The sequence below is a fragment of the Polaribacter ponticola genome, assembly GCF_026191475.2.
Lineage (GTDB): Bacteria > Bacteroidota > Bacteroidia > Flavobacteriales > Flavobacteriaceae > Polaribacter > Polaribacter ponticola.
The window spans coordinates 219,550-245,363 of record NZ_JAOSLC020000003.1 but is presented as its reverse complement, the minus strand read 5'-3'; the positions used below and the strand labels follow the sequence as shown (position 1 = coordinate 245,363).

General features: G+C 28.3%; 21 protein-coding genes and 1 pseudogene. 8 read left to right on the top strand and 14 right to left on the bottom strand.

Annotation, left to right across the window (positions count from 1 at the left end; translation table 11 throughout):
- Positions 1-63: 63 nt before the first annotated feature.
- Both N5A56_RS05880 and N5A56_RS05875 read right to left on the bottom strand, forming a co-directional pair.
- The gene (locus N5A56_RS05880; protein ID WP_265724652.1) at positions 64-1,278 is read right to left on the bottom strand and encodes an outer membrane beta-barrel family protein; all 1,215 of its coding nucleotides are present in this window, start codon (positions 1,276-1,278) and stop codon (positions 64-66) included.
- Entirely contained in the window at positions 1,251-2,450 is a 1,200-nt protein-coding gene (locus N5A56_RS05875) for a TonB-dependent receptor (RefSeq protein WP_265724651.1), read from the bottom strand. Before N5A56_RS05875 ends, N5A56_RS05880 begins: the two co-directional genes overlap by 28 nt.
- A 142-nt stretch (positions 2,451-2,592) precedes the next feature.
- Here N5A56_RS05875 and N5A56_RS05870 point away from each other — a divergent pair, with 142 nt between their 5' ends.
- From N5A56_RS05870 to N5A56_RS05855, 4 genes and pseudogenes are all read left to right on the top strand, one after another.
- Positions 2,593-3,552, top strand: coding sequence for a hypothetical protein (locus N5A56_RS05870; protein ID WP_274270266.1), 960 nt, complete (start codon positions 2,593-2,595; stop codon positions 3,550-3,552).
- Positions 3,549-4,304 carry a histidine kinase gene (locus N5A56_RS05865; protein WP_274270265.1) on the top strand — a complete coding sequence of 252 codons (756 nt, stop codon included), beginning with the start codon at positions 3,549-3,551 and terminating at the stop codon, positions 4,302-4,304. The genes N5A56_RS05870 and N5A56_RS05865 overlap by 4 nt, the downstream gene beginning before the upstream one ends.
- A 197-nt stretch (positions 4,305-4,501) precedes the next feature.
- Positions 4,502-4,573 (top strand): annotated as a pseudogene (locus N5A56_RS05860) (hypothetical protein); the annotation flags it as partial.
- Positions 4,574-4,624: 51 nt separating this feature from the next.
- Entirely contained in the window at positions 4,625-5,002 is a 378-nt protein-coding gene (locus N5A56_RS05855) for a LytR/AlgR family response regulator transcription factor (RefSeq protein ID WP_337994824.1), read from the top strand.
- A gap of 521 nt (positions 5,003-5,523) precedes the next feature.
- Here the strand turns inward: N5A56_RS05855 and fabG are convergent.
- From fabG to N5A56_RS05810, 9 genes are all read right to left on the bottom strand, one after another.
- Positions 5,524-6,270 (bottom strand): 3-oxoacyl-[acyl-carrier-protein] reductase, encoded by a 747-nt coding sequence (gene fabG / locus N5A56_RS05850; RefSeq protein WP_265724648.1) that lies wholly within the window; start codon positions 6,268-6,270, stop codon positions 5,524-5,526.
- Positions 6,271-6,370: 100 nt separating this feature from the next.
- Positions 6,371-9,334, bottom strand: coding sequence for a M16 family metallopeptidase (locus tag N5A56_RS05845; protein WP_265724647.1), 2,964 nt, complete (start codon positions 9,332-9,334; stop codon positions 6,371-6,373).
- Positions 9,335-9,440: 106 nt separating this feature from the next.
- Positions 9,441-10,313, bottom strand: coding sequence for a succinate--CoA ligase subunit alpha (gene sucD / locus N5A56_RS05840; protein WP_265724646.1), 873 nt, complete (start codon positions 10,311-10,313; stop codon positions 9,441-9,443).
- A gap of 68 nt (positions 10,314-10,381) precedes the next feature.
- Positions 10,382-11,311 (bottom strand): UDP-3-O-(3-hydroxymyristoyl)glucosamine N-acyltransferase, encoded by a 930-nt coding sequence (locus N5A56_RS05835; protein ID WP_265724645.1) that lies wholly within the window; start codon positions 11,309-11,311, stop codon positions 10,382-10,384.
- Between the two features lie 28 nt (positions 11,312-11,339).
- The gene (efp, locus tag N5A56_RS05830) at positions 11,340-11,906 is read right to left on the bottom strand and encodes an elongation factor P (protein WP_265724644.1); all 567 of its coding nucleotides are present in this window, start codon (positions 11,904-11,906) and stop codon (positions 11,340-11,342) included.
- Positions 11,907-11,980: 74 nt separating this feature from the next.
- Positions 11,981-12,766 carry an acyl-ACP--UDP-N-acetylglucosamine O-acyltransferase gene (lpxA, locus tag N5A56_RS05825; protein ID WP_265724643.1) on the bottom strand — a complete coding sequence of 262 codons (786 nt, stop codon included), beginning with the start codon at positions 12,764-12,766 and terminating at the stop codon, positions 11,981-11,983.
- A 3-nt stretch (positions 12,767-12,769) separates the two neighbouring features.
- A complete protein-coding gene (locus tag N5A56_RS05820) occupies positions 12,770-14,161 on the bottom strand; it encodes a bifunctional UDP-3-O-[3-hydroxymyristoyl] N-acetylglucosamine deacetylase/3-hydroxyacyl-ACP dehydratase (protein WP_265724642.1) in 1,392 nt (463 codons plus the stop codon).
- A 2-nt stretch (positions 14,162-14,163) separates the two neighbouring features.
- Entirely contained in the window at positions 14,164-15,195 is a 1,032-nt protein-coding gene (gene lpxD / locus N5A56_RS05815; RefSeq protein WP_265724641.1) for a UDP-3-O-(3-hydroxymyristoyl)glucosamine N-acyltransferase, read from the bottom strand.
- Positions 15,196-15,240: 45 nt separating this feature from the next.
- Positions 15,241-16,464 (bottom strand): HD domain-containing protein, encoded by a 1,224-nt coding sequence (locus N5A56_RS05810; RefSeq protein ID WP_265724640.1) that lies wholly within the window; start codon positions 16,462-16,464, stop codon positions 15,241-15,243.
- A gap of 216 nt (positions 16,465-16,680) precedes the next feature.
- On the opposite strand from N5A56_RS05810, the gene porX reads away from it, so the two are divergent.
- Complete coding sequence (gene porX / locus N5A56_RS05805; RefSeq protein WP_265724639.1) at positions 16,681-18,228, top strand: T9SS response regulator signal transducer PorX; 1,548 nt, start codon at positions 16,681-16,683, stop codon at positions 18,226-18,228.
- 834 nt (positions 18,229-19,062) lie between these two features.
- Here porX and N5A56_RS05800 read toward each other — a convergent pair.
- Positions 19,063-22,509: an Ig-like domain-containing protein gene (locus tag N5A56_RS05800; RefSeq protein ID WP_265724638.1), complete on the bottom strand. Its 3,447-nt coding sequence runs from the start codon at positions 22,507-22,509 to the stop codon at positions 19,063-19,065.
- Between the two features lie 261 nt (positions 22,510-22,770).
- Here N5A56_RS05800 and tsaE point away from each other — a divergent pair, with 261 nt between their 5' ends.
- From tsaE to N5A56_RS05785, 3 genes are read left to right on the top strand one after another with little or no spacing between them, the layout of a single operon-like run.
- Entirely contained in the window at positions 22,771-23,178 is a 408-nt protein-coding gene (gene tsaE / locus N5A56_RS05795; RefSeq protein ID WP_265724637.1) for a tRNA (adenosine(37)-N6)-threonylcarbamoyltransferase complex ATPase subunit type 1 TsaE, read from the top strand.
- An 8-nt stretch (positions 23,179-23,186) separates the two neighbouring features.
- On the top strand, positions 23,187-24,383 hold the full coding sequence (locus tag N5A56_RS05790; protein ID WP_265724636.1) for an alanine dehydrogenase: 1,197 nt from the start codon (positions 23,187-23,189) through the stop codon (positions 24,381-24,383).
- A gap of 47 nt (positions 24,384-24,430) precedes the next feature.
- The gene (locus N5A56_RS05785; RefSeq protein ID WP_265724635.1) at positions 24,431-24,799 is read left to right on the top strand and encodes a DUF4258 domain-containing protein; all 369 of its coding nucleotides are present in this window, start codon (positions 24,431-24,433) and stop codon (positions 24,797-24,799) included.
- A 92-nt stretch (positions 24,800-24,891) separates the two neighbouring features.
- On the opposite strand, the gene N5A56_RS05780 is transcribed toward N5A56_RS05785, so the two are convergent.
- Positions 24,892-25,389, bottom strand: a complete 498-nt coding sequence (locus tag N5A56_RS05780; protein WP_265724634.1) for a DUF1801 domain-containing protein — start codon at positions 25,387-25,389, stop codon at positions 24,892-24,894.
- Positions 25,390-25,391: 2 nt separating this feature from the next.
- Positions 25,392-25,805 carry a VOC family protein gene (locus N5A56_RS05775; protein ID WP_265724633.1) on the bottom strand — a complete coding sequence of 138 codons (414 nt, stop codon included), beginning with the start codon at positions 25,803-25,805 and terminating at the stop codon, positions 25,392-25,394.
- Positions 25,806-25,814 lie beyond the last annotated feature (9 nt).

Sequence of the window (25,814 nt, the reverse complement as noted above, 5' to 3'; positions counted from 1 at the left end):
GTTAAAAAAAGAAAACCTACAACATAATTGCTGTAGGTTTAAAACTAATTTAGGTATCGATATTTAATTACGGTTACTTCTATTTGCTCTTCTATTTTTATCAGATGATTTTTGATTAAATTTATATACAAAACTCAAAGAAAAACGTTGTGCATTTCTGCTTCTTTCTTGATAGATTTTATAATTTAATCCTGTAATTTGTTGTTTATCAATTTGAGAATTTAAAATATTTGATGCATTAAAAATAATACTTCCTTTATTTTTTAAAATGTTTTTACTTATTCCAAAATTTAATCTTTTTATTGGTTCTGTAGTAATTTGAGCATTACTTTGTTCTCCTCTATAATAAAAACTAGTTTGCATTCTAGTTGTATTAGATATTTTAATATTTGTTGTGAAATTTACAAACCAAGTTTCATCAGAAAAAGCAGCATCTTTTTCATCAATAATTCCGTTTTGCTTGTAAGAAAATAAATTAAAATCACTATTTAAACGCAACCATTTTAAAGGACTAAAAGATGCAGACAACTCAAATCCATATCGTTTTTCTTTATCTAAATTAATTGGAGACTGTATAAAAACATCGTTCCCGTTTTTTCTTGTTTCAAACTGAATTACATCTTTAGAGTTTAAATAATATACAGATGGGCTCAATCTTAGCTTATTTATATTATAAACAAATGAAACCTCAAAAGCATCTGAATACGTTGGTTTTAAATTTGGGTTTCCTGTAAATCGAGCCGTAAAATCTTTCAATTCATAAAACGGACTCAAAAACCATAAAGATGGTCTGCTAATTCTTTTGCTATAACTTAGTTGTCCTCTCAAATTTTCTTTAAACTCATACCCAAAAGTAGCTGAAGGAAATAAATTTATATAAGTGTTTTTAGAATTTAAAGAATTATCTGAGGCATCAATAGAAATATCTGTATTTTCTAATCGCAAACCAAATTGATAGCTTATTTTATTCTTTTTTCCGTTTAATTGTATATAACTAGAAGTAATTTTTTCATTATACTTTAGCGTATTGTCTATATTATCAATCGTTTCAAATTTATTATTTACCAACTGTTCCGCCAAAAAATAATTAGAAATATTTCTACTTTCAAACTTTGCTCCACCTTCTAAATTTATAGATTCATTTATTGGAGTTTTATAATCTGTTTGAAAAGCTAAATCGTTTGTTTCTCCTGTTCCTTTTGTTTGTATAGTCGTTTCATTTGTATTTGTAGGAAATGTTTCATTAGTAATTAAACCCCATTTTTTTCGCTGTTCCAAAAATCATACTGAAAATCCATTGTAAAAAGTCGCCCCTTTTTATCAAATGTTTTTGTGTAATTTGCTTCAATTTGATTGTAATTACGTTTTTCTTTAGAGTTACCTATTGTAAATAATGATTGTGTTTTTGTATCAGAATTTGAGAAATCATAATTTAAATATGTTACATCTGTATCTTCAGTTTCGTTTCTATAAAAAGCAACAGTAACCATGTTTTTATCATTAAAAGAATAATCTGTTCCTATATAATACATTTTACCATCATCGTGCCTATTTTCATCTTCATTTTGATTTAAGAAAGTGATTATTCCATTATTTTCTGTTGATTGTTGTTTGGTATAAGTACCTTCATAATCTGTATAACGAATTCCAAAATTTGTAAAAAAATTAAACTTATTCGCTTTATAATTTATGTTTCCAAAAGCTCTATAATCATCTGGAATCCCAGCAACTAATCTAACTTGACCATTCATACCAGATTTTCTATTTTTCTTTAAAATGATATTGATAATACCTGAAGAACCTGAAGCGTCAAACTTTGCAGAAGGGTTTGTAATAACTTCAATGCTTTCAATAGCATCAGAAGAAATTTGATCTAAAGCTTGCGATTGTGTTAAGGCAGATCTTCGTCCGTTTATCATAACTTGTACATTAGAGTTTCCTCTTAAACTAATAACACCAGTTGGACTTACATTTACTGAAGGAACATTTCCTAAAACATCTATAGCAGAACCATTCTGTGAACTTAAATCTTTACCAACATTAAATACCTTTTTTCCTAATTTTAAAGTTACTTCAGATTTTTCTGCTTGAATTACAACTTCATCTAAAGCTGTTGCATCTTCTTTTAATTGAATTGAATTTAAGTTTATTTTTCTATTTACTTTACTAATTGATACTTTTCTAAAGTCAGAAACAAAACCAATATATTGGATTTCTAAATTGTAAGATCCAATAGCAACTTTAGAAAATACAAAAGCTCCATTTTCATCTGTTACTAGACCTTCAACTAGTTTTTGATTGCTATCTTTTAAAATTACTGACGCAAAAGGAAGTGTTTCATTAGTTGAACTTACAACTTTCCCTTGTATAGTTCCTATTTTTTGTGAATTTTGAGAAAAAGCAGAGATGCTTAATAACAAGCTTCCAAAATAAACAATTATTGATTTCATATTATATATTTTAATTTGAAACAAATCTCTAATAAATATATCCTTTGTTAATTATTTTATATGTGAACGACTCTATGCTTTTATGAACTGCTCATTGTTGTCTTAATTTTATCTTAGTTTTGTTATAAATCAATTTTACAACATGAAAACAATACACACGCAAATACTTATTGTCTTTTTAGCTAGTATTCTATTCATTTCTTGTTCAGAAAGAAACTATTTTGATAATGGTGAAAAGTCTAATTCATTTAAGCGAGGAAAAACAATGTATCGATTAGGTGATAATCTGTCTTGGAAAAATGCTACAATAAATGATTCTTTGTGGAAAGATGAAGTTGAAATAATTGAAGATCAAATCTTTTGGTCTAGAACAGATGTGGAAATTCTTAAAGAACCAGAGGAATTAAGTTTATATGGAATTGTTATAAATCAACATGGTGAATACGAAGTTTTTTGGGATGGTGTATTGATTGGTAAAAATGGAGATCCTAAAAACTCCTTAAATTCAGATAAAAAAAGTGGAATGGTTTCCGCATTTATGATTCCAAGAACTTTATCAACTAAAGGAAATCATAAATTAGTGATCAGAAAAAGCATTCATTTTCACTTAGATTTCAATCTCCATTTTTACTACTATATTTCAAATTATGATCAAATTCTACAAGGAGAAATTAAAGAAATGGTTTTTATTCACATTTTTGCTGGTGCATTTTTAATGGCAGCTCTGTATTTATTTTTACTTTTTATAAGTAATCGTAAAAATTATGCAACTTTAATTTTCAGTGTCAACTGTTTTTTATTCTTTCTACTAATTCTATTTGAGTATATGAGATCATATATTAACATTCATTACAGTTATCATCATACAAGACTTGAAATTATCGGGATTATTACTTTTTTAATTTCAATATTGACACCGGTCTATTTTTCATTACAATTTAAGTTTCCAAAAAGAACCAAGATCTTATTCTTATATTTAGCAATACTTACTTTTATTTTTATAAGAGAGCACGAAAACCATGACTCTACTGCTTACAACATGATCGTATTTATGTGGTCTGTTTCTTTAGCAAATGTAATTTTTGGTGTGATAAAAAAATGAATGGAGCAAAAATTGTATTAATTTCATTACTTATAAGTATGTATTTTCATCAATACATAAACTTTGATATTAGTATACACATTGGGTTTAGTTTTATTCTTTTAGGAATGTTTTATATACTTTCTTTACGCACAAAAGAACAGCGAATTGCTTATGAAAATTCTTTAGTTCAATCAACTCGATTAAAATTAGAACTTCTTAAAAAAAGCATTCAACCACATTTTTTAATGAACACATTAACTTCTTTAATTGATTGGGTTGAAGAAGCACCAGATAAAGGCGTTCTTTTTATTGAAGCTTTGGCGATTGAGTTTGATTTGTTAAATCAATTTGAAAATGAAACTTTAATTCCGATTTCCCAAGAAATTGAATTATGCAAAAGCCATATTAGTATTATGAAATACAGAAAAGAAATCGATTATGTTTGGGAAGATGAAGGGATTGATAAAAATGTAAAACAAGTTATTCCGCCAGCAGTTATTCACACTTTACTAGAAAATAGTATTACACATTGTTTGCCTTCGTATAAAAATATACTTCGTTTTAAACTCATTGCCAATACTACAAAAGAAAAACAAGAATATACATTTTTAACCTTTGGAAAAATTAGAAATAAACAAAAAAACACATCAGACGGAACAGGTTTTAAATATATAAAAGCTCGTTTAACAGAAAGTTATGGCAAAAATTGGGCTTTTACCTCAGAAACGGCTAATTATGGTTGGAAAAATACAATTACAATTCAGAAATAAATATGAAAATATTAATAATAGAAGACGAGATTAGAATTGCAAAACGTGTAGAAAGAATGACCAAAGAGTTTTTTTAAACACTTTACAAAGCATTACTTCAGTACAGTCTTTATCTGAAGGGTTGGAATTTATAAAAAAATGCATTAGATTTAGTTCTATTAGACTTAAATCTAAATGGTGAAAATGGGTTTGATGTTCTTAGTGAAACTGTTTCAGGTTCTTTTCACACTATAATTATTTCTGCAAATAAAGAAGAAGCTCTAAAAGCATTTGAATTTGGAGTTTTAGATTTTGTACCAAAACCTTTTAATAAAGAACGTATTGAAATTGCTTTTAATAGAGTTGTAAAAAAAGAAGAAGTAAGCAATGAAAATTTACAATTTTTAGCGGTTAAAAAACGTGGAGGAATTAAACTAGTAAATATTGATGATGTACAGTATATAAAAGGAGCTGGAGTTTATACAGAACTTTATTTAAATAACGGTCAAAAAGAATTGCACGATAAATCGCTTGAAAAACTTTCACAATTATTGCCAAAATCTTTTGAACGTATTCATAAATCATATTTAGTTAAAACAATTAAAATTAAAGAAATAATTGTAAAAACAGGCAGTCAATATGCAGTTGAGTTACTGAGTGGAGAAATTCTACCAGTTGGTAGAACAAAATATAAAGCATTAAAAGCTATTTTATTTTAATATAATAATGTTTGTTACATTTAGAATAGCATAAAATAAAGTATTAATGTTCTCTAAAAGTAAAATTATCGATTATATTTTTTTATTTAATAAAGAGATTTAAACAAAAAACCTGCAACGTTAAAATTGCAGGTTTTATTTATTTATTTATTTATTTTTAGAATATCATTTTTTTACTACAAAATGATACATAAGTCCTTTTTTTATATAACTATCTAAGAAACCCATATTTTTAAGTTCATCAATAACAATATAAACAGCAATTATTAAAGAAGCACTTGTAATTCTATTAAAAATTTGAAAGCTAGTTAAATGCTCTTCATTTATTGCTTTTAAAACTTTTTTTGCATTGTAGATAAATGTATAGTTTCCATAATATTTCTATTTAACACTACAAAAATAGTGATCAATATAATGAAGAAATATAATTTTAGACAAGTAATAATTTGCTTTAGATGATTTACAAAAAAGTACAGATGAATAAAAACTACCTATATTAAACTACAATAATCTGTTATTTATTAAGTTAACATTCCTCCATCTACAGATAGAGTTTGCCCTGTAATATATGCACTCATATCTGAAGCTAAAAACACACAAGCATTTGCAATATCTTCTGGAGTTCCACCTCGTTTTAAAGGAATGTCATTACGCCATCCTTCAACAACTTTTTCGTCTAATTTTGCTGTCATTTCAGTTTCTATAAAACCTGGAGCAACTACGTTAGATCTAATATTTCTTGAACCCAATTCTAAAGCAACAGATTTAGAAAAACCAACAATACCAGCTTTTGAAGCTGCATAATTTGTTTGACCAGCATTACCTTTTAATCCAACTACAGAACTCATATTAATAATAGAACCAGCTCTTTGTTTCATCATAGGTCTAATAACAGCTTTTGTTAAATTAAAAACCGACTTTAAATTAACTTCTATTACTTTATCGAAATCATCTTCAGATATTCGCATAAGTAAATTATCTTTAGTAATACCTGCATTATTTATTAATACATCTATAGAACCAAATTCTTTTAAAACTTCTTTAGCCAACTCTTGTGCAGCATCAAAATCTGCAGCATTAGATTGATATCCTTTAGCAGAAACACCAAAAGCTTTTAGCTCTGCTTCTAAAGCGTTTGCGGCATCAACAGAAGAGCTATATGTAAATGCAATATTAGCTCCTTGTTTTGCAAATTCTATTGCAATACCACGTCCAATACCTCTTGTAGCACCAGTTATAATAGCTGATTTATTTTCTAATAATTTCATTTTTTAGTTGTTTTTTTTAAAGCTTCAAAGATACTAAAATAAAAAAACTCGTAAAGTAATTATAGCTTTACGAGTTTCTTTAAATTAATAGTATTGATTTCTATTGTTTTACAGGTTTTTTATCTATATAATTAAATAAATAATCTACTTCTAACTCTTTAATTTTACCAAGTTTTTTAAGTGATTTTACATTTAAATCTTTTTTATTTCCTATTACCATAACATTGTAAGATTCACCTTTAACATTTTTATCAAAAAATGACTTTAAATCTTTCATTGTCATATTTTTAATAGTATTGTACATTTCTTCTCTATTGTCATTATCTATCCCTAAATCTTGTAATCTTTCATAATTCCAGAAAATACTAGATTTTGTAATTCTTTGTGCTGCTAATTTTTTTAATGTAGATTCTTTTGCTGCCTGAAATTGCTTATCAGCTTCTGGCATATTATTCATTAAATCCATCATAGCATCTACCGCTTGCTCTAATTTATTTGCTTGTGTACCTACATAAGCCATAACATAATTAGGCGAATCTTTTTTATTTGCATTACTATATGAAGCAAATGCAGAATAAGCTAAAGATTTAGACTCTCTAATTTCTTGAAATACAATTGAAGATAAACCACTTCCAAAATAAGTGTTAAATAAAGTTGACGCTGCCATATTTTCTGCTTTAAAAGGATCTCCTTTAGCTAAAAACATCATCTCAGTTTGAACCATATCGTAGTCTGTAAAAAACACATTCCCACCTGTTTCAGTTTCTTTATATTCTTTTGCAACTGGATATTCTTTTAATTCTCCATAAACTTTATGATTTACATCTAAAGCTGCAACAGCCTTCTCAACATCTTTACCGTAATAAAATATTCTGTGCTTGTAATTTTTCATATCCTTTATTAGAGCTACTAACTCTTCAGGATTAATGGCTTTAAGTTCATCAATTTGCATGATGTCTCTTAATCGTGAATTCTCTCCATATTTACCATAATTCATTAAACCTGTAAAAAGGATGTTTCCTTTTTGAAGTTTTCCATCCTGACGACCTTTATAAATTTTTTCTACATATTTATCATAAGCTTCTTGATCTGCTTTTGCATTATCCCAAAGTTGCTCTAATAATTCTAATCCTTTAGGTAAATTTTCTTTTAAACCATTTAAACCAAAGTAAGTTTTATCTGTACCTGCACTTACATAATAAGAAATTCCTAACTTATAAAATTCTTTTTTAAGTGCTTCATTAGTATATTTTTCTGTACCAATGTATTCTAGATAACCTGCAGCTAAAGATAATTTTTTATCATTATCACTTCCCATATCAAAAATAATGTTCATATCAAACAAATCATTATTTTCATTTAAAACATAAGAAACTTTAATACCATTTTTAGTTTTAGTTTCTTTAATAGCTGTTTTATAATCTACAAATTTAGGCTGTAATGGCTCAGACTCAATTTTATTAAATTCAGTAATAAAATCAGAACTTTTACCTCTATTTAAGTTTACTGGTGTAATACCTGGATTAGACACTTTAACTATATTTTTATCTTCTCCTTTTCTTTTATAAGTTATTACGTAGTTTTCTTTATAAAATCCATTTGCAAAATCTGCTAATTCTTGTTTCGTAATTTTCTTTAAATCATCTAAAAACTTAACTTTATTATTCCAGTTTTCATGGTGAATAAAAGCATTAAAATAAGCACTTGCTAAAGCAGTGTTGTTTTCATATTGACGAGTTCGACTTAATTTTAAATCATTTACAACAGCTTCTATCATCCATTCATCAAATTCACCTTTTTTTAATTTTTCTACTTGTTCTAATAACAAATCTTTTACTTCATCTAAAGATTGACCAGTTTTTGGGTTTCCTGTAAATGTATGATATCCATAGTCATTTAAAAATGTTGGAGAGCAACTTGCTCTTTGTACTACTTGTTTTTGATTTAAATTTAAATCAATTAAACCAGCATTACCATTAGCCATAATCATATCTACTAGAGTAACAAATTTTTCATCTACAGTATTAACACCACCAGAACGGTACGCGATTGAAATACTTTCTGAAGTTGGTCCAAAAACCTCATTTATTATTGGAGCAGTAATTACTTCTTCCTTTGGTAAAACAGGATGAGTTAATTCTTTTCTCTTAAACTTACCGAAAGCTTCATTAACTTGTTTTATAGTTGTATCAAATTCAAAATCTCCAACCAAAACTACCGCCATATTATTTGGTACATAATATTTATTAAAATAATTATGAATATCTACCATAGAAGGGTTTTTAAGATGTTCTGCAGTTCCAATAGTAGATTGCTGACCATAAGGATGTTTAGGAAATAAACCTTTTAACATTGCAGCATATCGTTTTCTAAAATCATTATCCTGTCCTCTATTAAACTCTTCAAAAACAGCTTCTAATTCAGTATGAAATAAACGTAATACTAAAGTACTAAAACGTTCTGATTCTACAGATAACCATTTATTTAATTCATTTGCAGGAATTTTATTCTTATAAACAGTTTCTTCAAACCAAGTATGAGCATTTGTACCAGTTGCACCTAAAGAAGCAGTCATTTTATCATATTCATTTGCTATAGAAAAATTAGAAGCTTCTAAAGATATTTTATCAATTTCTTTATACAAAGCTAATTTTTTAGCTGTATCTTTTTCTGCTCTATGTTGTTCATATAATTTAGAAATCTTATCTAAATAAACTTTTTCTTTTTCCCAATCTGCAGTACCTATCTTATGAGTTCCTTTAAACACCATATGCTCTAAATAATGAGCTAAACCAGTAGATTCTTTTGGGTCATAATTAGAACCAGCTCTAACAGCTATAAAAGTTTGAATTTTAGGTTCATCAGAATTTTTACTTAAGTAAACTTTTAAACCGTTATCTAAAGTATATAAACGCAAACCTGTTGGGTCGTTTTCTACTGTTTCATAAGTAATTCCATTTGCATCTTTTTGTGATGCTACCTCATAACTTTTTTCAGTATTAGTTGTACAACTAATAGCTGAAACTACTAACAAGCTTAAAGCAAGTAATTTAAAATGTTTCATAATTATTTGAGTTGAGTTGAATAAAAAAATCCGTCGAATTTACGAATTCAACGGATTTATATAAGATTTATTTTAAAACTTTAACAGTTATTTAATGTTTTTAAATTTATTTTAAAACATTCGCAACCATTTCTCCAATTTTTGCAGGAGAACTCACAACGTGAACACCGTTTTCTGCTAAAATTTTCATTTTTGCTTGTGCAGTATCATCAGCTCCACCAACAATTGCTCCAGCATGTCCCATTGTTCTACCCGCTGGTGCAGTTTGTCCTGCAATAAAACCAACTACTGGTTTTCTATTTCCATCTGCTTTAATCCATTGTGCTGCTTCAGCTTCTAAATTACCACCTATTTCACCAATCATAACAATTGCTTCAGTTTCTGGATCATTCATTAATAATTCAACAGCTTCTTTAGTAGTAGTTCCAATAATTGGATCTCCTCCAATACCAATTGCTGTAGTTATACCAAAACCTTGTTTTACAACCTGATCTGCAGCTTCATAAGTTAAAGTACCAGATTTAGATACAATACCTACTCTACCTTTTTTAAAGATAAATCCTGGCATAATACCAACTTTAGCTTCATCTGGAGTAATTACTCCTGGGCAGTTAGGACCAACTAATCTACAATCTTTATTATCAATATATGCTTTTACTTTTACCATGTCTGCAGTAGGAATTCCTTCTGTAATACAAATGATTACTTTAATTCCTGCATCTGCAGATTCCATAATAGCGTCTGCAGCAAATGCTGGTGGTACAAAAATAATTGAAGTATCTGCTCCTACTTTTTCAACAGCTTCAACAACTGTATTAAAAACAGGTTTACCTAAGTGTTCTTGCCCTCCTTTTCCAGGAGTAACACCACCTACAACGTTAGTTCCGTAGTCTATCATTTGACCTGCGTGAAAAGTTCCTTCACTACCAGTAAAACCTTGTACAATAATTTTTGATTCCTTATTTACTAAAACACTCATGGTTTGTTATTTTAATTTGTTACGCAAAAATAGTTTATTGATTGATTTTAAAAAAGAAAATAAATGATTTATTTACATTTTTTTCTTTCTTTTAAAAAACTTTTTATTTGTGCTAATTCTTTTAATTTTTCTCTTGATTCTGAAATTGGAGTTCCAAAATAAGTTTTATCTCCAGCAATTGATTTTGTAACACCAGATTGACCTAGAACTACAGCACCTTTTCCAATGGTAATTCCGCTATTAGTACCAACTTGCCCCCAAATAGTTACTTCATCTTCTATTATAACACAACCAGCAATACCGGTTTGCGAGGCAATTAAGCATTTTTCTCCAATTACAGTATCGTGTCCTACATGAACCTGATTATCTAATTTAGAACCTTTTTTTATTGTGGTATCTCCTGTTACACCTTTATCAATAGTACAAGAAGCTCCTAAATGTACATTATCTTCTAAAACAACTCTACCACCAGAAATTAATTGATCATACCCTTCTGTTCTATTTTTGTAATAAAAAGCATCTGCTCCTAAAACAGTATTGGCATGTATAACTACATTATTTCCAACAATAGTATTATCATAAATTACTACATTAGGATGAATTACACTGTTTTTACCAATTATTACATTGTTACCTATAAATACATTGGGCTGTATAACAGTACCCAATCCAACAATTGCAGAATCTGAAATACTCTTAGGTGAAGAAATAAATGGATTAAAATGTTTTGTTAGCTTATTAAAATCACGAAAAGGATCATCTGATATTAAAAGTGATTTTCCTTCTGGGCATTCTACTCTTTTATTGATTAAAATAGTAGTAGCGGCAGAATTTAATGCTTTATCATAATACTTTGGATGATCTACAAAAACAATATCACCTTTTTCTACAACATGAATTTCATTCATTCCTTTAACCAAAGAAGAAGCATCACCAATAAATTCGCAATTTAAAATTTGTGCTATATCAGTTAAAGTATGTGTTTTTTTAAAATCCAATTTATGATATTAAATACTTAAAATAAAATTATTCTTTAATACGCTCTTGGTATGTTCCTTTTGTAGTTTCAACTTTTATTTTGTCTCCTTCATTTATAAATAAAGGTACATTTACAATTGCTCCGCTTTCTACAGTTGCAGGTTTAGTTGCATTTGTAGCAGTGTTACCTTTTACACCTGGTTCTGTATGTGTAACTTCTAAAACTACACTTGCTGGTAAATCTACAGACAATGGCATATCATCTTCAGAATTAATAATAATAGTTACAATTTCTCCTTCTTTCATTAAATCTGGAGCATCCAAGGCGCTTTTTTGTAATTGAATTTGAGAGTAATCTTTTTCGTTCATAAAGTGATATGTATCTCCTTCACTATATAAGTATTGAAATTTATGTGTTTCTACTCTAATATCTTCAATTTTTCTCCCTGCAGGAAAAGTATTATCTACCACTTTTCCGTTTGTAACACTTTTTAATTTTGTTCTAACAAAAGCTGGTCCTTTACCCGGTTTTACGTGTAAAAATTCAACTATTTTATAAATATCGTTATTGTATTTAATACACAATCCGTTTCTAATATCTGATGTTGTTGCCATGTTATATAATACTTTATGTCTTTTGCTTTTTTACGTTAGACTATTTAATTTAAATTTCTATTTATTAATATCTTTTAATTGACATTAAAATAACCTTTCATTATCCCTCTATGTGAGTCTTTTATAAACTGTATAATTTCATCACGCTCAGGAGTTGCTTCCATTTCTGCTTCAATAATATCTATAGCTTGCGTATAGTTATAATTTTTTTGAAATAATATTCTATATATATTCTGAATTTCTCTAATTTTTTCAGTTGAGTATCCTCTTCTTCTTAACCCTACAGAATTGATACCAACATAAGATAATGGCTCTCTTGCTGCTTTAACATATGGAGGTACATCTTTTCTTACTAAAGATCCACCAGTTACAAAAGCATGTTTACCTACCGATGCAAACTGATGTACAGCCACCATACCTGCTAAAACTACATTATCTCCAATTGTAACATGACCTGCTAAAGTTGTATTATTAGAAAAAATACAATTATCTCCAACAAAACTATCATGAGCAATATGACAATAAGCCATAATTAAACAATTATCTCCAATAATTGTTTTCATTCTATCTTTTGTTCCTCTATTAATGGTTACACATTCTCTTATAGTAACGTTATCACCTATTTCTACTGTAGTTTCTTCATCTTCGAATTTTAGATCTTGCGGAATAGCAGAAATAACAGCTCCAGGAAAAATTCTACAATTTTTACCAATTCTTGCGCCCTCCATTATAGTAACGTTAGAGCCAATCCAAGTACCAGAACCAATTACTACATTATTATGAATAGTTGTAAAAGGTTCAATTACAACATTTCTTGCAATTTTAGCCTGAGGATGAACATATGCTAATGGTTGATTCATATTTTATTTTTTTCTAGCAATTTGTGCCATTAATTCAGCTTCTGCAACCAATTTACCATTCGCATAAGCATATGCTTGCATATGACAAATTCCTCTTCTAATTGGAGTTATCAATTCACACTTAAAAATTAAAGTATCTCCTGGTAAAACTTTTTGTTTAAACTTAACCTTATCCATTTTCATAAAATAAGTTAAATAATTTTCTGGATCTGGAACCGTACTTAATACTAAAATCCCTCCACATTGTGCCATAGCTTCAACTTGTAAAACACCTGGCAAAACTGGTGACCCTGGAAAATGACCTACAAAGAAATTTTCATTCATTGTAACATTTTTCATACCAACAACATGCTTATCAGATAACTCAATAACCCTATCAACCAATAAAAAAGGAGGTCTGTGAGGAAGAATATCCATAATTTGATGAATATCCATTAAAGGAGCTAAATTTAAATCATATTGAGGAACATTATTTCTCTTTTCAGTTTTTATAATCTTAGCTAGTTTTTTAGCAAACTGAGTATTAATAAGGTGCCCTGGTTTATTAGCAATCACTTTTCCTTTTATACGGATTCCTGTAAGTGCTAAATCTCCAATAACATCAAGTAACTTATGACGTGCCGCCTCATTTGCCCAATGCAAAGTTAAATTGTCTAAAATTCCATTTGGCTTTACAGCTATATCATCTTTCTTAAAAGCTTTTTTAAGTTTCTGCATTGTACTTTCAGATAATTCTTTATCTACATATACAATTGCATTATTTAAATCACCACCTTTAATAAGGTCGTTTTCTAATAACATTTCAATTTCATGTAAAAAGCTGAAAGTTCTTGCATCTGCAATTTCTTCTTTAAAATCTAAAATATGATCTAATGTAGCATTTTGAGTTCCTAAAATTTTAGTACCAAAATCTACCATTGTAGTTATTTGATACTCATCTGAAGGCATTAAAATTATTTCACTACCAGTAATTTCATCTCTATAAGAAATAATTTCTTTTACTACATACTCTTCAATTAAAGCTTCTTGTTCTTGTATACCCGCTTTTTCTATAGCTTCAACAAAATACTTAGAAGAACCATCCATAATTGGAGGTTCTGAAGCATCAATTTCAATTAATAAATTATCGATATCTAAACCTACTGCTGCAGCTAATACATGCTCTGAAGTTTGAATTTGAACCCCATTTTTTTCAAGATTTGTACCTCTTTGTGTAGTTACTACGTATTCAGCTTTTGCTTCTATTGTAGGAGAACCTTCTAAATCTACTCTACTAAAAGCAAATCCATGATTTACGGGAGCAGGTTTTAATGTCATTGATACATTAATACCAGTGTGCAAACCTACACCTGATAATGTAATTTCTGATTTTATAGTTTTTTGTTTCTTACTCATCTTTATACTTTTTGAGTATTAATGTCTTTTTTCATTTTATCTATTGATGCCATTATTTTAGGCAAATTCCTAAAATATACATATGATTTATTATAATCTGAGTAATTTATAGCTGGAGTTCCTTGTACTTTTTCTCCATCTTTTAGACTTTTCGTAATTCCTGATTGACCTTGAATTTTAACATTATTGCCAATTATTAAATGCCCCGCTAAACCTACTTGCCCACCAATCATACAATTTTCACCAATTTTTGTAGATCCTGCAACACCTGATTGTGCTGCTATAACGGTGTTTTTACCTACTTCTACATTATGTGCTATTTGTATTTGATTATCTAATTTTACACCTTTCCTTATAATAGTAGATCCTAAAGTAGCTCTATCTATTGTTGAGGCAGAACCAATGTCTACATAATCTTCTATAATAACATTACCAATTTGTGGTATCGCTTTGTATTCTCCTTTTTCATTTGGAGCAAAACCAAATCCATCAGAACCAATAATACAACCAGAGTGTATTTTACAGTGATTACCAATTTTAGTTTCAGAATAAATTTTAACTCCAGAAAAAATAATACAATTATCACCAATAGTTGTATTATCACCAATATAACAATTAGGGTATATTTTTACATTATTACCTATAATTACATTTTCACCTATATAAGCAAATGCACCAAGGTATTCGTTATCACCTATTTTAGCCGAATCAGAAATAAAATGTGGCATTTCTCTACCCATTTTATTATTTTTTACTTCATTATAAAACTCTAGTAGTTTTGAAAAGGCTTTATATGCGTCTTCTACTTTTATAAGAGTTGTAGAAATTTCTTTTTCCAATAAAAAACTCTTATTTACAATAGCAATAGAAGCATTTGTAGTATATAAAAAGGGTTGGTATTTAGGGTTTGATAAAAAAGTTAAAGAACCTTTTTCACCTTCCTCTATCTTAGATAATTTAGAAACTTCTTCATTAGGATTACCTACTACTTCACCTTCTAAAATATCTGCTATTTGTTGTGCTGTAAAATTCATTAAACGCAAAAGTATAAAAATTATAGTTATTTGGCTAATCTCATTTTACTTTGGGTAACAAATAAAGTGTTTTATAACTGGTTTTGTTAATGCCTGAAGGTTTAATTGATCTGAAGCTTTTGCAATGTCTTTTAATTTTCCTTTCTTATTTAGAATAAAAATTGGTTTTTCAGAATTATAAGCTTGGTTTTTTATTTCTTGTGAAAAAACAAAATAACTAGTTTCTTCTTTTGTTAAATTTAACTTTTTAGAAAATTTACTTATCTTTTTATGAATTTGTGTTTCATTAAAAACGCCTTTTTGAATTTCTATTCTTAACAACTTTCTATCTACTATCATTTTTGATAACAATGAAAGAATTTTATCTTTATGATTTGTCCATTCTTTTATCGCAGAAAAAATATCATAATCATCTAATCTAGAAAACATTTCTAATGTTTGGTTAGTAAAATTATTTTGATCAATTTCTTTATATAAAAAGTATTTTAAAGAAGAACTAGCATACATTTCTACACCTTGTTCTGCCAATTCTTTTGCTCTTCTTAAAACATTAACTAGCATATTTTCTGCTACTAATCCTGTTTTATGCAAGTATACTTGCCAATACATAAGTCTTCTTGCAATTAAAAATTTTTCTACAGAATAAATCCCTTTTTGTTCAATAACTAATTCATCATTTTTAACATTCATCATAACAATTAACCTGTCTGATGAAATATTTCCTTCTGTAACTCCTGTATAAAAACTATCGCGTTTTAGGTAATCTAATCGGTCTATATCTAATTGACTCGATATTAATTGACCTAAAAATTTTCGTTTGTACTTTCCTTCAAATATTTCTATTGCTAAATCTAGTTTACCGTTAAACTCATCATTTAATTTCTTCATAAATTTTAAAGAAATTTCTTCATGAGAAATACCGTTAACAATACTATGCTCTAACGCATGTGAGTATGCTCCGTGACCAATATCGTGCAGTAAAATTGCAATACACAATGCATTTTCTTCATCTTTAGAAATTTCTATTTGCTTAAAACGTAAAACCCCAATTGCCTTCTGCATTAAATGCATACATCCTAATGCATGATGAAACCTAGTATGATTAGCTCCTGGATATACCAAGTTAGAAAACCCCATTTGCGTTATTCTTCTTAAACGCTGAAAATAAGGATGTTCTACAATGTCAAAAATTAATGAATTCGGTATTTGTATAAACCCATAAATTGGATCATTAAGAATTTTAAGTTTATTTGGTATTTTTTTCTTCAAAAGATGTTTTTTATCAATTGCTGGCAAAATACAAACATAATGTCACAAATTCATATATTTTAATTATAGACTTTATAATTGAAAAAAAGGAAAACTTATTGTATTATGTTTAATTAAATCTAATACTGATTTTGGCAATATTTTATCATTTTAAAACATAAATACATATAACAATAGAGTATTTTTAACGTTAAATGTTAAAATTAAAAAAAATATATGAGCAACATACAAATTTTATGGGTTGATGATGAAATAGAATTATTAAAACCTCACATTCTTTTTTTAGAACGTAAAAATTATAAAGTTACCAAATGTACAAATGGTGCTGATGCGATAGATTTGGTTGGTGAAGAAAATTTTGATATTGTTTTTTTAGATGAGAATATGCCTGGTTTAACAGGTTTAGATACACTTGCAGAAATTAAACAAAAACAGGCTAATTTACCTGTTGTTATGATTACTAAAAGTGAAGAAGAATATATAATGGAAGAAGCGATTGGCTCTAAAATTGCAGACTATTTAATTAAACCTGTAAATCCGAGTCAGATTTTATTAAGTTTAAAAAAGAACTTAGATCATTCTCGTTTAGTTTCAGAAAAAACAACTTCTAGTTATCAGCAAGAATTTAGAAAAATATCTATGGATTTAGCTATGGTTAATTCTTACGAAGAATGGATTGAACTATACAAAAAACTAGTTCATTGGGAATTAGAATTGGAAAACATTAGTGATCCTGGAATGTTAGGTATTTTAGAAAGCCAGAAACAAGAAGCTAACAGTCAGTTCTTTAAATTTATAAAAAAGAATTACGAAGATTATTTAACAGCAAATGATAAACCTACTTTTTCTCATACTTTATTTAAAGATTATGTAGTTCCTGAATTAAGTAAAGATCAAGGAGTTTTATGGGTTGTTATAGATAATTTGCGTTATGATCAATATAGAATTCTAGAACCTTTAATTAATAACCACTACAAAAAAGACGAAGAATATTCATATTTCTCAATACTACCAACTGCAACTCAGTATGCAAGAAATGCTATGTTTTCTGGTTTAATGCCTTCGGAAATGGAAAAACGTCATCCTAATATTTGGAAGAATGATACAGACGAAGGTGGAATGAATTTATTTGAAAACGACTTTTTAACTGCACAAATAAAAAGATTAAGTTTAGATATTAAGCATGAATATTATAAAATTACAAATTTAAAAAGCGGAAAAGATTTAGCAGATAATTACAACGGAACAAAACAAAACGATTTAACTGCTGTAGTTTATAATTTTGTAGACATGCTTTCACATTCTAAAACAGAAATGGAAGTAATTAAAGAATTAGCAGGTGATGATAAAGCATACAGAAGCTTAACTTTAAGTTGGTTTAAAAACTCACCTTTGTTTGAAATTATACAAAAAGCACAAAATTTAGGTCAGAAATTAATTATCACAACAGATCATGGTACAATTAATTGTAAACACCCAACAAAGGTAATTGGCGATAAAAACATTAGCTCTAATTTACGTTATAAAACAGGTAGAAGTTTAAGTTATGAAGACAAAGATGTATACGCTGTAAGAAATCCAAAAGATATTTTCTTACCAACAGTTGCAATGAACAGCCCGTTTATTTTTGCGAAAGAAGATTTATTTTTTGCCTATCCAAATAACTTTAATCACTTTGTAAAGTACTATAAAAACACCTATCAACATGGTGGTGTTTCTTTAGAAGAAGTTATTATTCCTTGTGCTATTTATAGTCCTAAATAATAGTTTTTAATTGGCAGTTAATTGACGTCCTTTTTATAAAAAATTACTAGAAGCTATTTATTAGCATTCCACTATATTTTTTTCTATTATAATGAAGTTTAATTTTTTTGTAAACTATAGTAATCTCATAATAAAAATAGGTTGCTTCACACCTTACAACAATTATATTTATTATGAACATAAAAAGAATGTCATTTAAACCTAAGCTTGACTTGTTTGCTAACTAAAATGTATTATTAAATAGTTATTTACTCCTATAATGGCAATTTTCAATTATGCATATCTGATTAAAAATTTAATTTAATGAAAAAATAGTTCTAATATTATTCGTTAACATTGGTTTCTCACAAACAAAACAAAGACAAACAATCTTTCTCTAAATTAGAAGTTACTTACGATTCAAGTTAATTTCAATTGATTATCGAAATGAAGATGTACCCATTGCAAAAGATGATTGTATATATATAACTATTAGGACCTATAGAAAATTAGGTATAGACTAAAAAAAGGAAGTTCATTTAAATATGAACGCAAACTTTATATTGTATCCTAAAATTTGAGGTTTAAAAAAATGATAAAAATATAGATCACAAAATTGTTCCTAATTTAATGACTTTCGTTTCTCGAATAGGAGCTGTAAAAACCAATACCAAAAATCCAGTAGATTATTAACCCAAAGGTATTGTTTGTTTGAATTTGTGAAATGCAATTACACAAACAGCATTGTTATTAATAAAAGACCTAATGAGATTAAAAGGTATTTAATAGCCAATAATATTGTTGCTGGTCAAGTTTTAAAAAGTTGTTTGTTTTCTTTTAAAATTATTTTATTTTTTATTTAAATATAATTTTTGAAATACCAAAGTTAATCTTTGGACTTATAATTTTTAAAAATAATACTCCAGGTAATACATTTACATTAAAATTAAATTCGTTTAAACCTTCAATTAATTCTATTGATTTCTTGTAGATAATTTTTCCAGTAATATCAGATAAAGAAATAGAAGCTTTTGTATCTATCTTACTTAAAATATTCGTCTTTAAATATCCTTTTGATGGATTTGGAAATACCAAAAAATTATTCATTAAAATTTTATTATTATTTAATCTAATACTACTTTTTTGCGAGGTTGCATCTTCATAAGTTATTGTAACAATTGCTGATACAGCTACACCCACATTATCAGTAATTGTATAACTAAATGAATCTGATGTGAAATTTGGGTTTCCAGAAGGAAAATATTGAACTCTATCATCTGAATAATCAGAAGGAGTATCATTATCATTAATTCTAATTATCCTGCCACCTTCACTAGCTTCATTTGATTTACCATTTCTAAATGACAATGCCCTATGAGCAGTCATAGCTCCATTAGGACCGAAACTATCATTTGCTAAGACATCTATAAATATAGGGTTTTGATCTAATGATGTTCCATTTCTATTTATTGTAATATTATCATCTACTGCGGATAGCTCATCATTATTTGGAGGAGTTACATTACCAACTGTTATGGTTACAATTCCTTGATATTGATTTACACCTACTGTTAAAGTATAATTAAATGTATCTTCTCCTTTAAAGTTTGCTTTTGGTGTATAAAAAATTTTATCATCAGCTTGATTAATTCCTACTGTCCCACCATCATCTAAAGTAAGTGTTCCTCCTTGAGAAGTTGTACCTGTTAAATGATTTGGACTGTTCAATAACAGGGTACCAACTCCTGATCCGAAATTATCATTCGATAAAACATCAATTAAGTTATCTGTACTATTTTCAGTTACAGTAACTGTATCATTTACGGCTCCTTCAACGGGAATAACAATAACTATAACAGTTCCTGTAGAAGCATCTCCTGTTGCATCTGTAATTGTGTAGCTAAATGTGTCTGTTCCAGAAAAATTAGCTGGTGCTGCATAAATAAATTCATCATCTAAAGTATCAGCTGTGTTTTTATTATCAACACTTATTAAGCCACCATTTGCACTAGCACTAGATAAAGTACCATTGGTCATCGTTAATCCTCCGTTTATTGCTCCATCAGATCCAAAAGAATCATTATCTAAAACATCAATAATATTATTGGTACTTCCAAATTCTACGGATACGGTATCTGGTTCTGCAGTTGGTGTGTTATTTGTTGGTGGTGTAACTGCACCAACTGTAACTGTAACTTCGCCTTGTGATCTATCTCCACTAGCATCATATATGTAATACCTAAATCTGTCTACTCCTGTGAAGTTCATAAAAGGTGTATAATAAATAACAGCATTATTTACTATAGTTATAGAACCTCCTTCATCTGAGGTGCTATTAATAATATAAAAACCTTGTGTTATTAATCCTGCAGAAAAACTCATTGGTGGAGAATAAGCACCTTCGGTTCCGAAACTATCATTTGCCAATATTTCAATTATATTATCTGTGCTATTTTCATCTACAAATGCTGAATCATTTACTGCAGACGGAACATCTACAACTAAACCTGTAACTGTTATAGTAACTTTAGCTGTTGCTGCATCTCCTGTTGCATCTGTTATAGAATAAGTAAAAGAATCTATTCCTGTAAAACCTAATGGAGCATCGTATATTACTCTATCATCTGTTTTATCATTTACGGTTCCATTATCAGAAACACTAATCAATCCGCCCTTTAAAGTTGCTGTACTTTGCTTACCATTTACTAATGATAATGGTTCATGTATAGATGTTGGACCATCTGATCCATAACTATCATTTAATAAAATTGATATGGTATTGTTTTCACTTTCATAATCTACAATTATGGTGTCATCTTCTGCAGTAGGTGTATCAGCTACTGGTGTAATACTACCAACTGTTATGTAGACATATCCATAACCTACTTGTGTAAAACTATTTCCAGAATCACTTACTGAATATAAATAGTGAAATTCATATACTCCAGTAAAATCTTGTACTGGGGTAAAAGATAATGTATCATCTGAAGTATCATTTGGTGTATTATTGTCTAATAAAGCAAGTGTACCTTGAGAGTTTACAAATGGTTGGTCATAAATATTTGGTATTGATACAAATATTTGGTCAACACTATTATTTCCCTTTATATCATTTGTGGTCACATCAAATACAAATTCTCCACTATTTTCTTCTATGGTATAATAATCATCAACAACCTTTGGATTGTTTGTTTCTTCTGCAACAATTATTGTAACTTCCGCTATAGAAGCATCTCCTGTTGCATCTGTAATTGTGTAACTAAATTTGTCTGTTCCAGAAAAATTAGCTGGTGCAGCATAAATAAATTTATCATCTAAAGTATCAGCTGTATTTTTATTATCAACACTTATTAAACCACCATTTGCACTAGCACTAGATAAAGTACCATTGGTCATCGTTAATCCTCCGTTTATTGCTCCATCAGATCCAAAAGAATCGTTATCTAAAACATCAATAACATTATTGATGCTTCCAAACTCTACGGAAACGGTATCTGGTTCTGCTGTTGGTGTGTGATTTGTTGGTGGTGTAACTGTACCAACTGTTATGTTTATCTGAACATAAGATAATTTAGTGATTGTATTATAAACATAAAGAAAATACTTATCTGTCCCTGTAAAATTTGTTGGAGAAGTATAGGTATATAAATCATCAAGGTAATGATAAGTTGCACCAGAATTAACTTTAATTATTCCTCCTTTATCTGTTTGTTTTTCATTAGAATATGAACCACCTGCATGAGTATTATAATCATCATAAAAAGAAATAAAACTTATTTCTCCAACTGTACTAAAATCACTTATGATTAAATCTTTTACATCTACTACACAATCTATACAGTTTTCGTCTACAGATACTGAATAAATTTTATCAATTGAATTAAGTGCTATTTCTTCCAAAACTGTTATAGTTACAGTAGCTGTTTTAGCATCTCCTGTTGCATCTGTTATAGAATAAGTAAAAGAGTCTGTACCACTAAAACCTTTTGGTGCAGAATATAAAACAAAATCATCTGTTTTATCATTTATGGTTCCATTATCAGAAACACTGATCAATCCGCCATTTAGACTTGCTGTACTTTGCTTACCATTTACTAAAGTTAATGGTTCGTGTGCAGATATTGGTCCATCTGTACCATAACTATCGTTTAATAAAATTGATATGATATTGTTTTCACTTTCATAATCTACATTTATAGTGTCATCTTCTGCTGTAGGTGTACTTGCTTGAGGTGACTCTATTAAATATTTAGTAAAATTATTATTTGTAGAGTAGAATTTTACTGTTCCAAAAAATAACATTAAGATAAGGGTTTTTCTAAATGTGTTTTTTTCAACATAATTATTTTCATTTATTAAAGATTAATTTTTATAAAAAAATTAAGGGGAAATAATTGTTGGAGGAATTAACAAAATGCAAATGTATCATATTTTTTTAAAAAAATATACTATAATAAATAGTTGAGATTTATTATACAAATAAGTTAAATTGAATATATATTACCCGAACTTAAAAAGAATATAAAAACTTTTTATTAAAAAATTCTTCATTATTTTTGTTACATGAACAAAAACTATTCTTTAAAAGATTTATCCGAAATTGCAAAAGAACTTATTGCATCAGCAAAAAATAAAACTTTGTTGTTTTACGGGCAAATGGGCGTTGGTAAAACATCCTTAATCAAAGAAATTTGCAAAGCGTTAAAAGTACAAGATAATATCTCCTCACCTACTTTTTCTTTAGTAAATGAATATCAAACAATAGAGAATGCAAAAGTTTTTCATTTCGATTTTTATAGAATTACAGATGAAGAAGAAGCTTTAGATATGGGAATCGAGGATTATTTATATAATAACGATTGGTGTTTAATAGAATGGCCAGAAAATATCGAAAATTTACTACCTTTAGATGCTGTTGAAATTCATCTTTCTATTTTAGATGATAATAAACGTAACATTCAACTAAAATAACCAAAACCATGAGTCAGTTTTCTCCTTTTAGTAAAGAAGAGTTAATACCACAAGCAGAAATGCTAGAAATAAAAAAACAAAAAGGAGAACTATTTATAGGCTTACCCAAAGAAACCTATTTAAGTGAAAAACGTGTTTGTTTAACACCAGACGCAGTAACTGCTTTAACAGCAAATGGCCATAGAATTGTGGTTGAAACTGGTGCTGGAGATGGCGCAAATTTTACAGATAAAGAATATTCTGAAGCAGGCGCAAAAATATCTTACAATGTAGAAGAAGCTTTTAAATGTAATATTGTTTTAAAAGTTGCACCACCAACAGAAAAAGAAATAGAATATTTAAACCCACAAACAATTCTAATTTCATCACTTCAATTAAAAACTCAAACTAAAAAATATTTCGAAAGTTTAACTAAAAAGAAAATTACCGCTGTTGCTTTCGATTATATAAAAGATGATCATGATTCTTATCCTATTGTAAAATCTTTAAGTGAAATTGCTGGTACAGCAGCTGTACTTATTGCAGGAGAATTAATGAGTGGAGTAAATAAAGGAAATGGATTATTATTTGGTAATATTGGAGGTGTACCACCAACAAACGTAGTAATTTTTGGAGCAGGAACTGTGGGCGAATTTGCTGCGAGATCTGCTATAGGTTTAGGTGCTAGAGTTAAAGTTTTTGATAATTCTATATCTAAACTACGTAAATTACAACACAATTTAAACTCACCAATATATACATCTACAATTCAACCAAAATCTGTTGCAAAAGCTTTAATGCGTTGTGACGTTGCTATTGGTGCTATAAGAGGAAAAAATAGATCTCCTATTATTGCTACAGAAACAATGATAGAACAAATGAAAGAAGGTGCAATTATAGTGGATGTTAGTATAGATAGAGGTGGTTGTTTTGAAACTTCTAAAGTAACTTCTCATAGCACACCAACTTTTGTAAAACATGGTGTAATACATTATTGTGTGCCAAATATACCTTCTCGTTATGCAAGAACTGCATCTGTTTCTATTAGTAATATTTTTACACCCTATTTATTAAATATAGCTGAAGAAGGTGGTTTCGAGAATGCGGCTCGTTTTGATAAAAGCTTAAGAAACGGAATGTATTTTTATCATGGAATTCTTACAAATAAAACCGTTGCAGATTGGTTTGATCTACCTTTTAGAGATATTAATTTATTAATTTTGTAAGCTTATTTTTTGATAAAAGAACTACTTTTGCAATTCAAAATTTTACAATGTTAATTAAAAGAATAGGTTATTATTTAGTCGGTTTATCATTAGGTTCTATTGGTGTGTATTTTTTCTGGCAAAAAAAACAAGCAACTTTTGATTATGGAATGGATGCTAGGACTTTAAAAACAATTAGAATTAAAAAGAGATTTTTTTCTGATGATGCTAAAAGAGTGATGCAAAATTCTAATATAGATACACTTAAAATTTCTACAATATTATATACAGGTGATGTAGATTTTGGTAAAAGTAAACCAAGACAAAAACCTTGTGCAGAATACTATGTTACAGGAAACAAAGACTTGAAAAACATAAGCTTATATGTTTCTAGGTGCGATTCTACATCAACTATAGAAAAGATATTTATAGATTAACAATGCTTATATTTATCATGGAGTCCTACTCCACTTATAATCATTGGTTTTATTTTCTCTAATCTTTTCTTTTTGGTTTGTTCTCGTTTAGCTTAAGAAATATAATTAGCGTATTCCCTTTGTTTATTATTTGATAATGCAGCAAACTTTTTTTTAAATTTAGTATTTAACTTAAATTCATTATCTAATTCAGAAGGGATTTTTAATTCTTTTTTAGTTCTATCTGGTTTTATTTCTTTTTCAACTTTTACATTTTCTATAGCCTCTAATACATATTCTTTAATTAAATCTACATCAATTTCCTCTAAAGAATGAAAACGCCATTGTAACATCGCTTTTGTTTTACCTTCTTGTGCATTTATAAAAACCTTGTGCTTATCTTTTAATAAAGAACCTTGAAAAAACCATAATCCACAATAGTTTTTAAAGGCAGCTAAACCAACAATGTTTTTATTATTAAAAACATAAGTTGGTGCTCCCCATTTTATGGTTTCCTCAACAGGTAAATTAGAAAAAACTGAACGAAGTAACTCTAACTCAGTCTTCCATTTTTCTTTTTTAGAAATGTATTCTTCAATTTTAGAACTCATTATTATTCACTTTTAGGTTCTAAACTCACCATCCATTGTATATCAAATTTATCTTTACAACTTCCAAATTTTCCACCCCAAAAAACTTCTTCAAAAGGCATTGTTATAATACCATCTTTAGATAAACCATTAAAAATATCTATAGCTTCTTTTTCAATATCCGTAGAAATTGATACATGAAAATTATTTCCTTTTTGTAAAGGTTCATGAAAACTATCGGACGCTTTTAATTCACAATCTTTACCAAAAACCATTGTTTGATGCATAATTTTGTTGACAATAGCATCATTACTATATTCCGGAGGACCTTCGGAGTAACGCATTATAACAGTAGTTTCACCATTAAATACTTCTTTATAATAATCCATAGCTTCCTCACAATTACCGTCAAAAGATAAATACATATTACATTTCATATTTCTAAT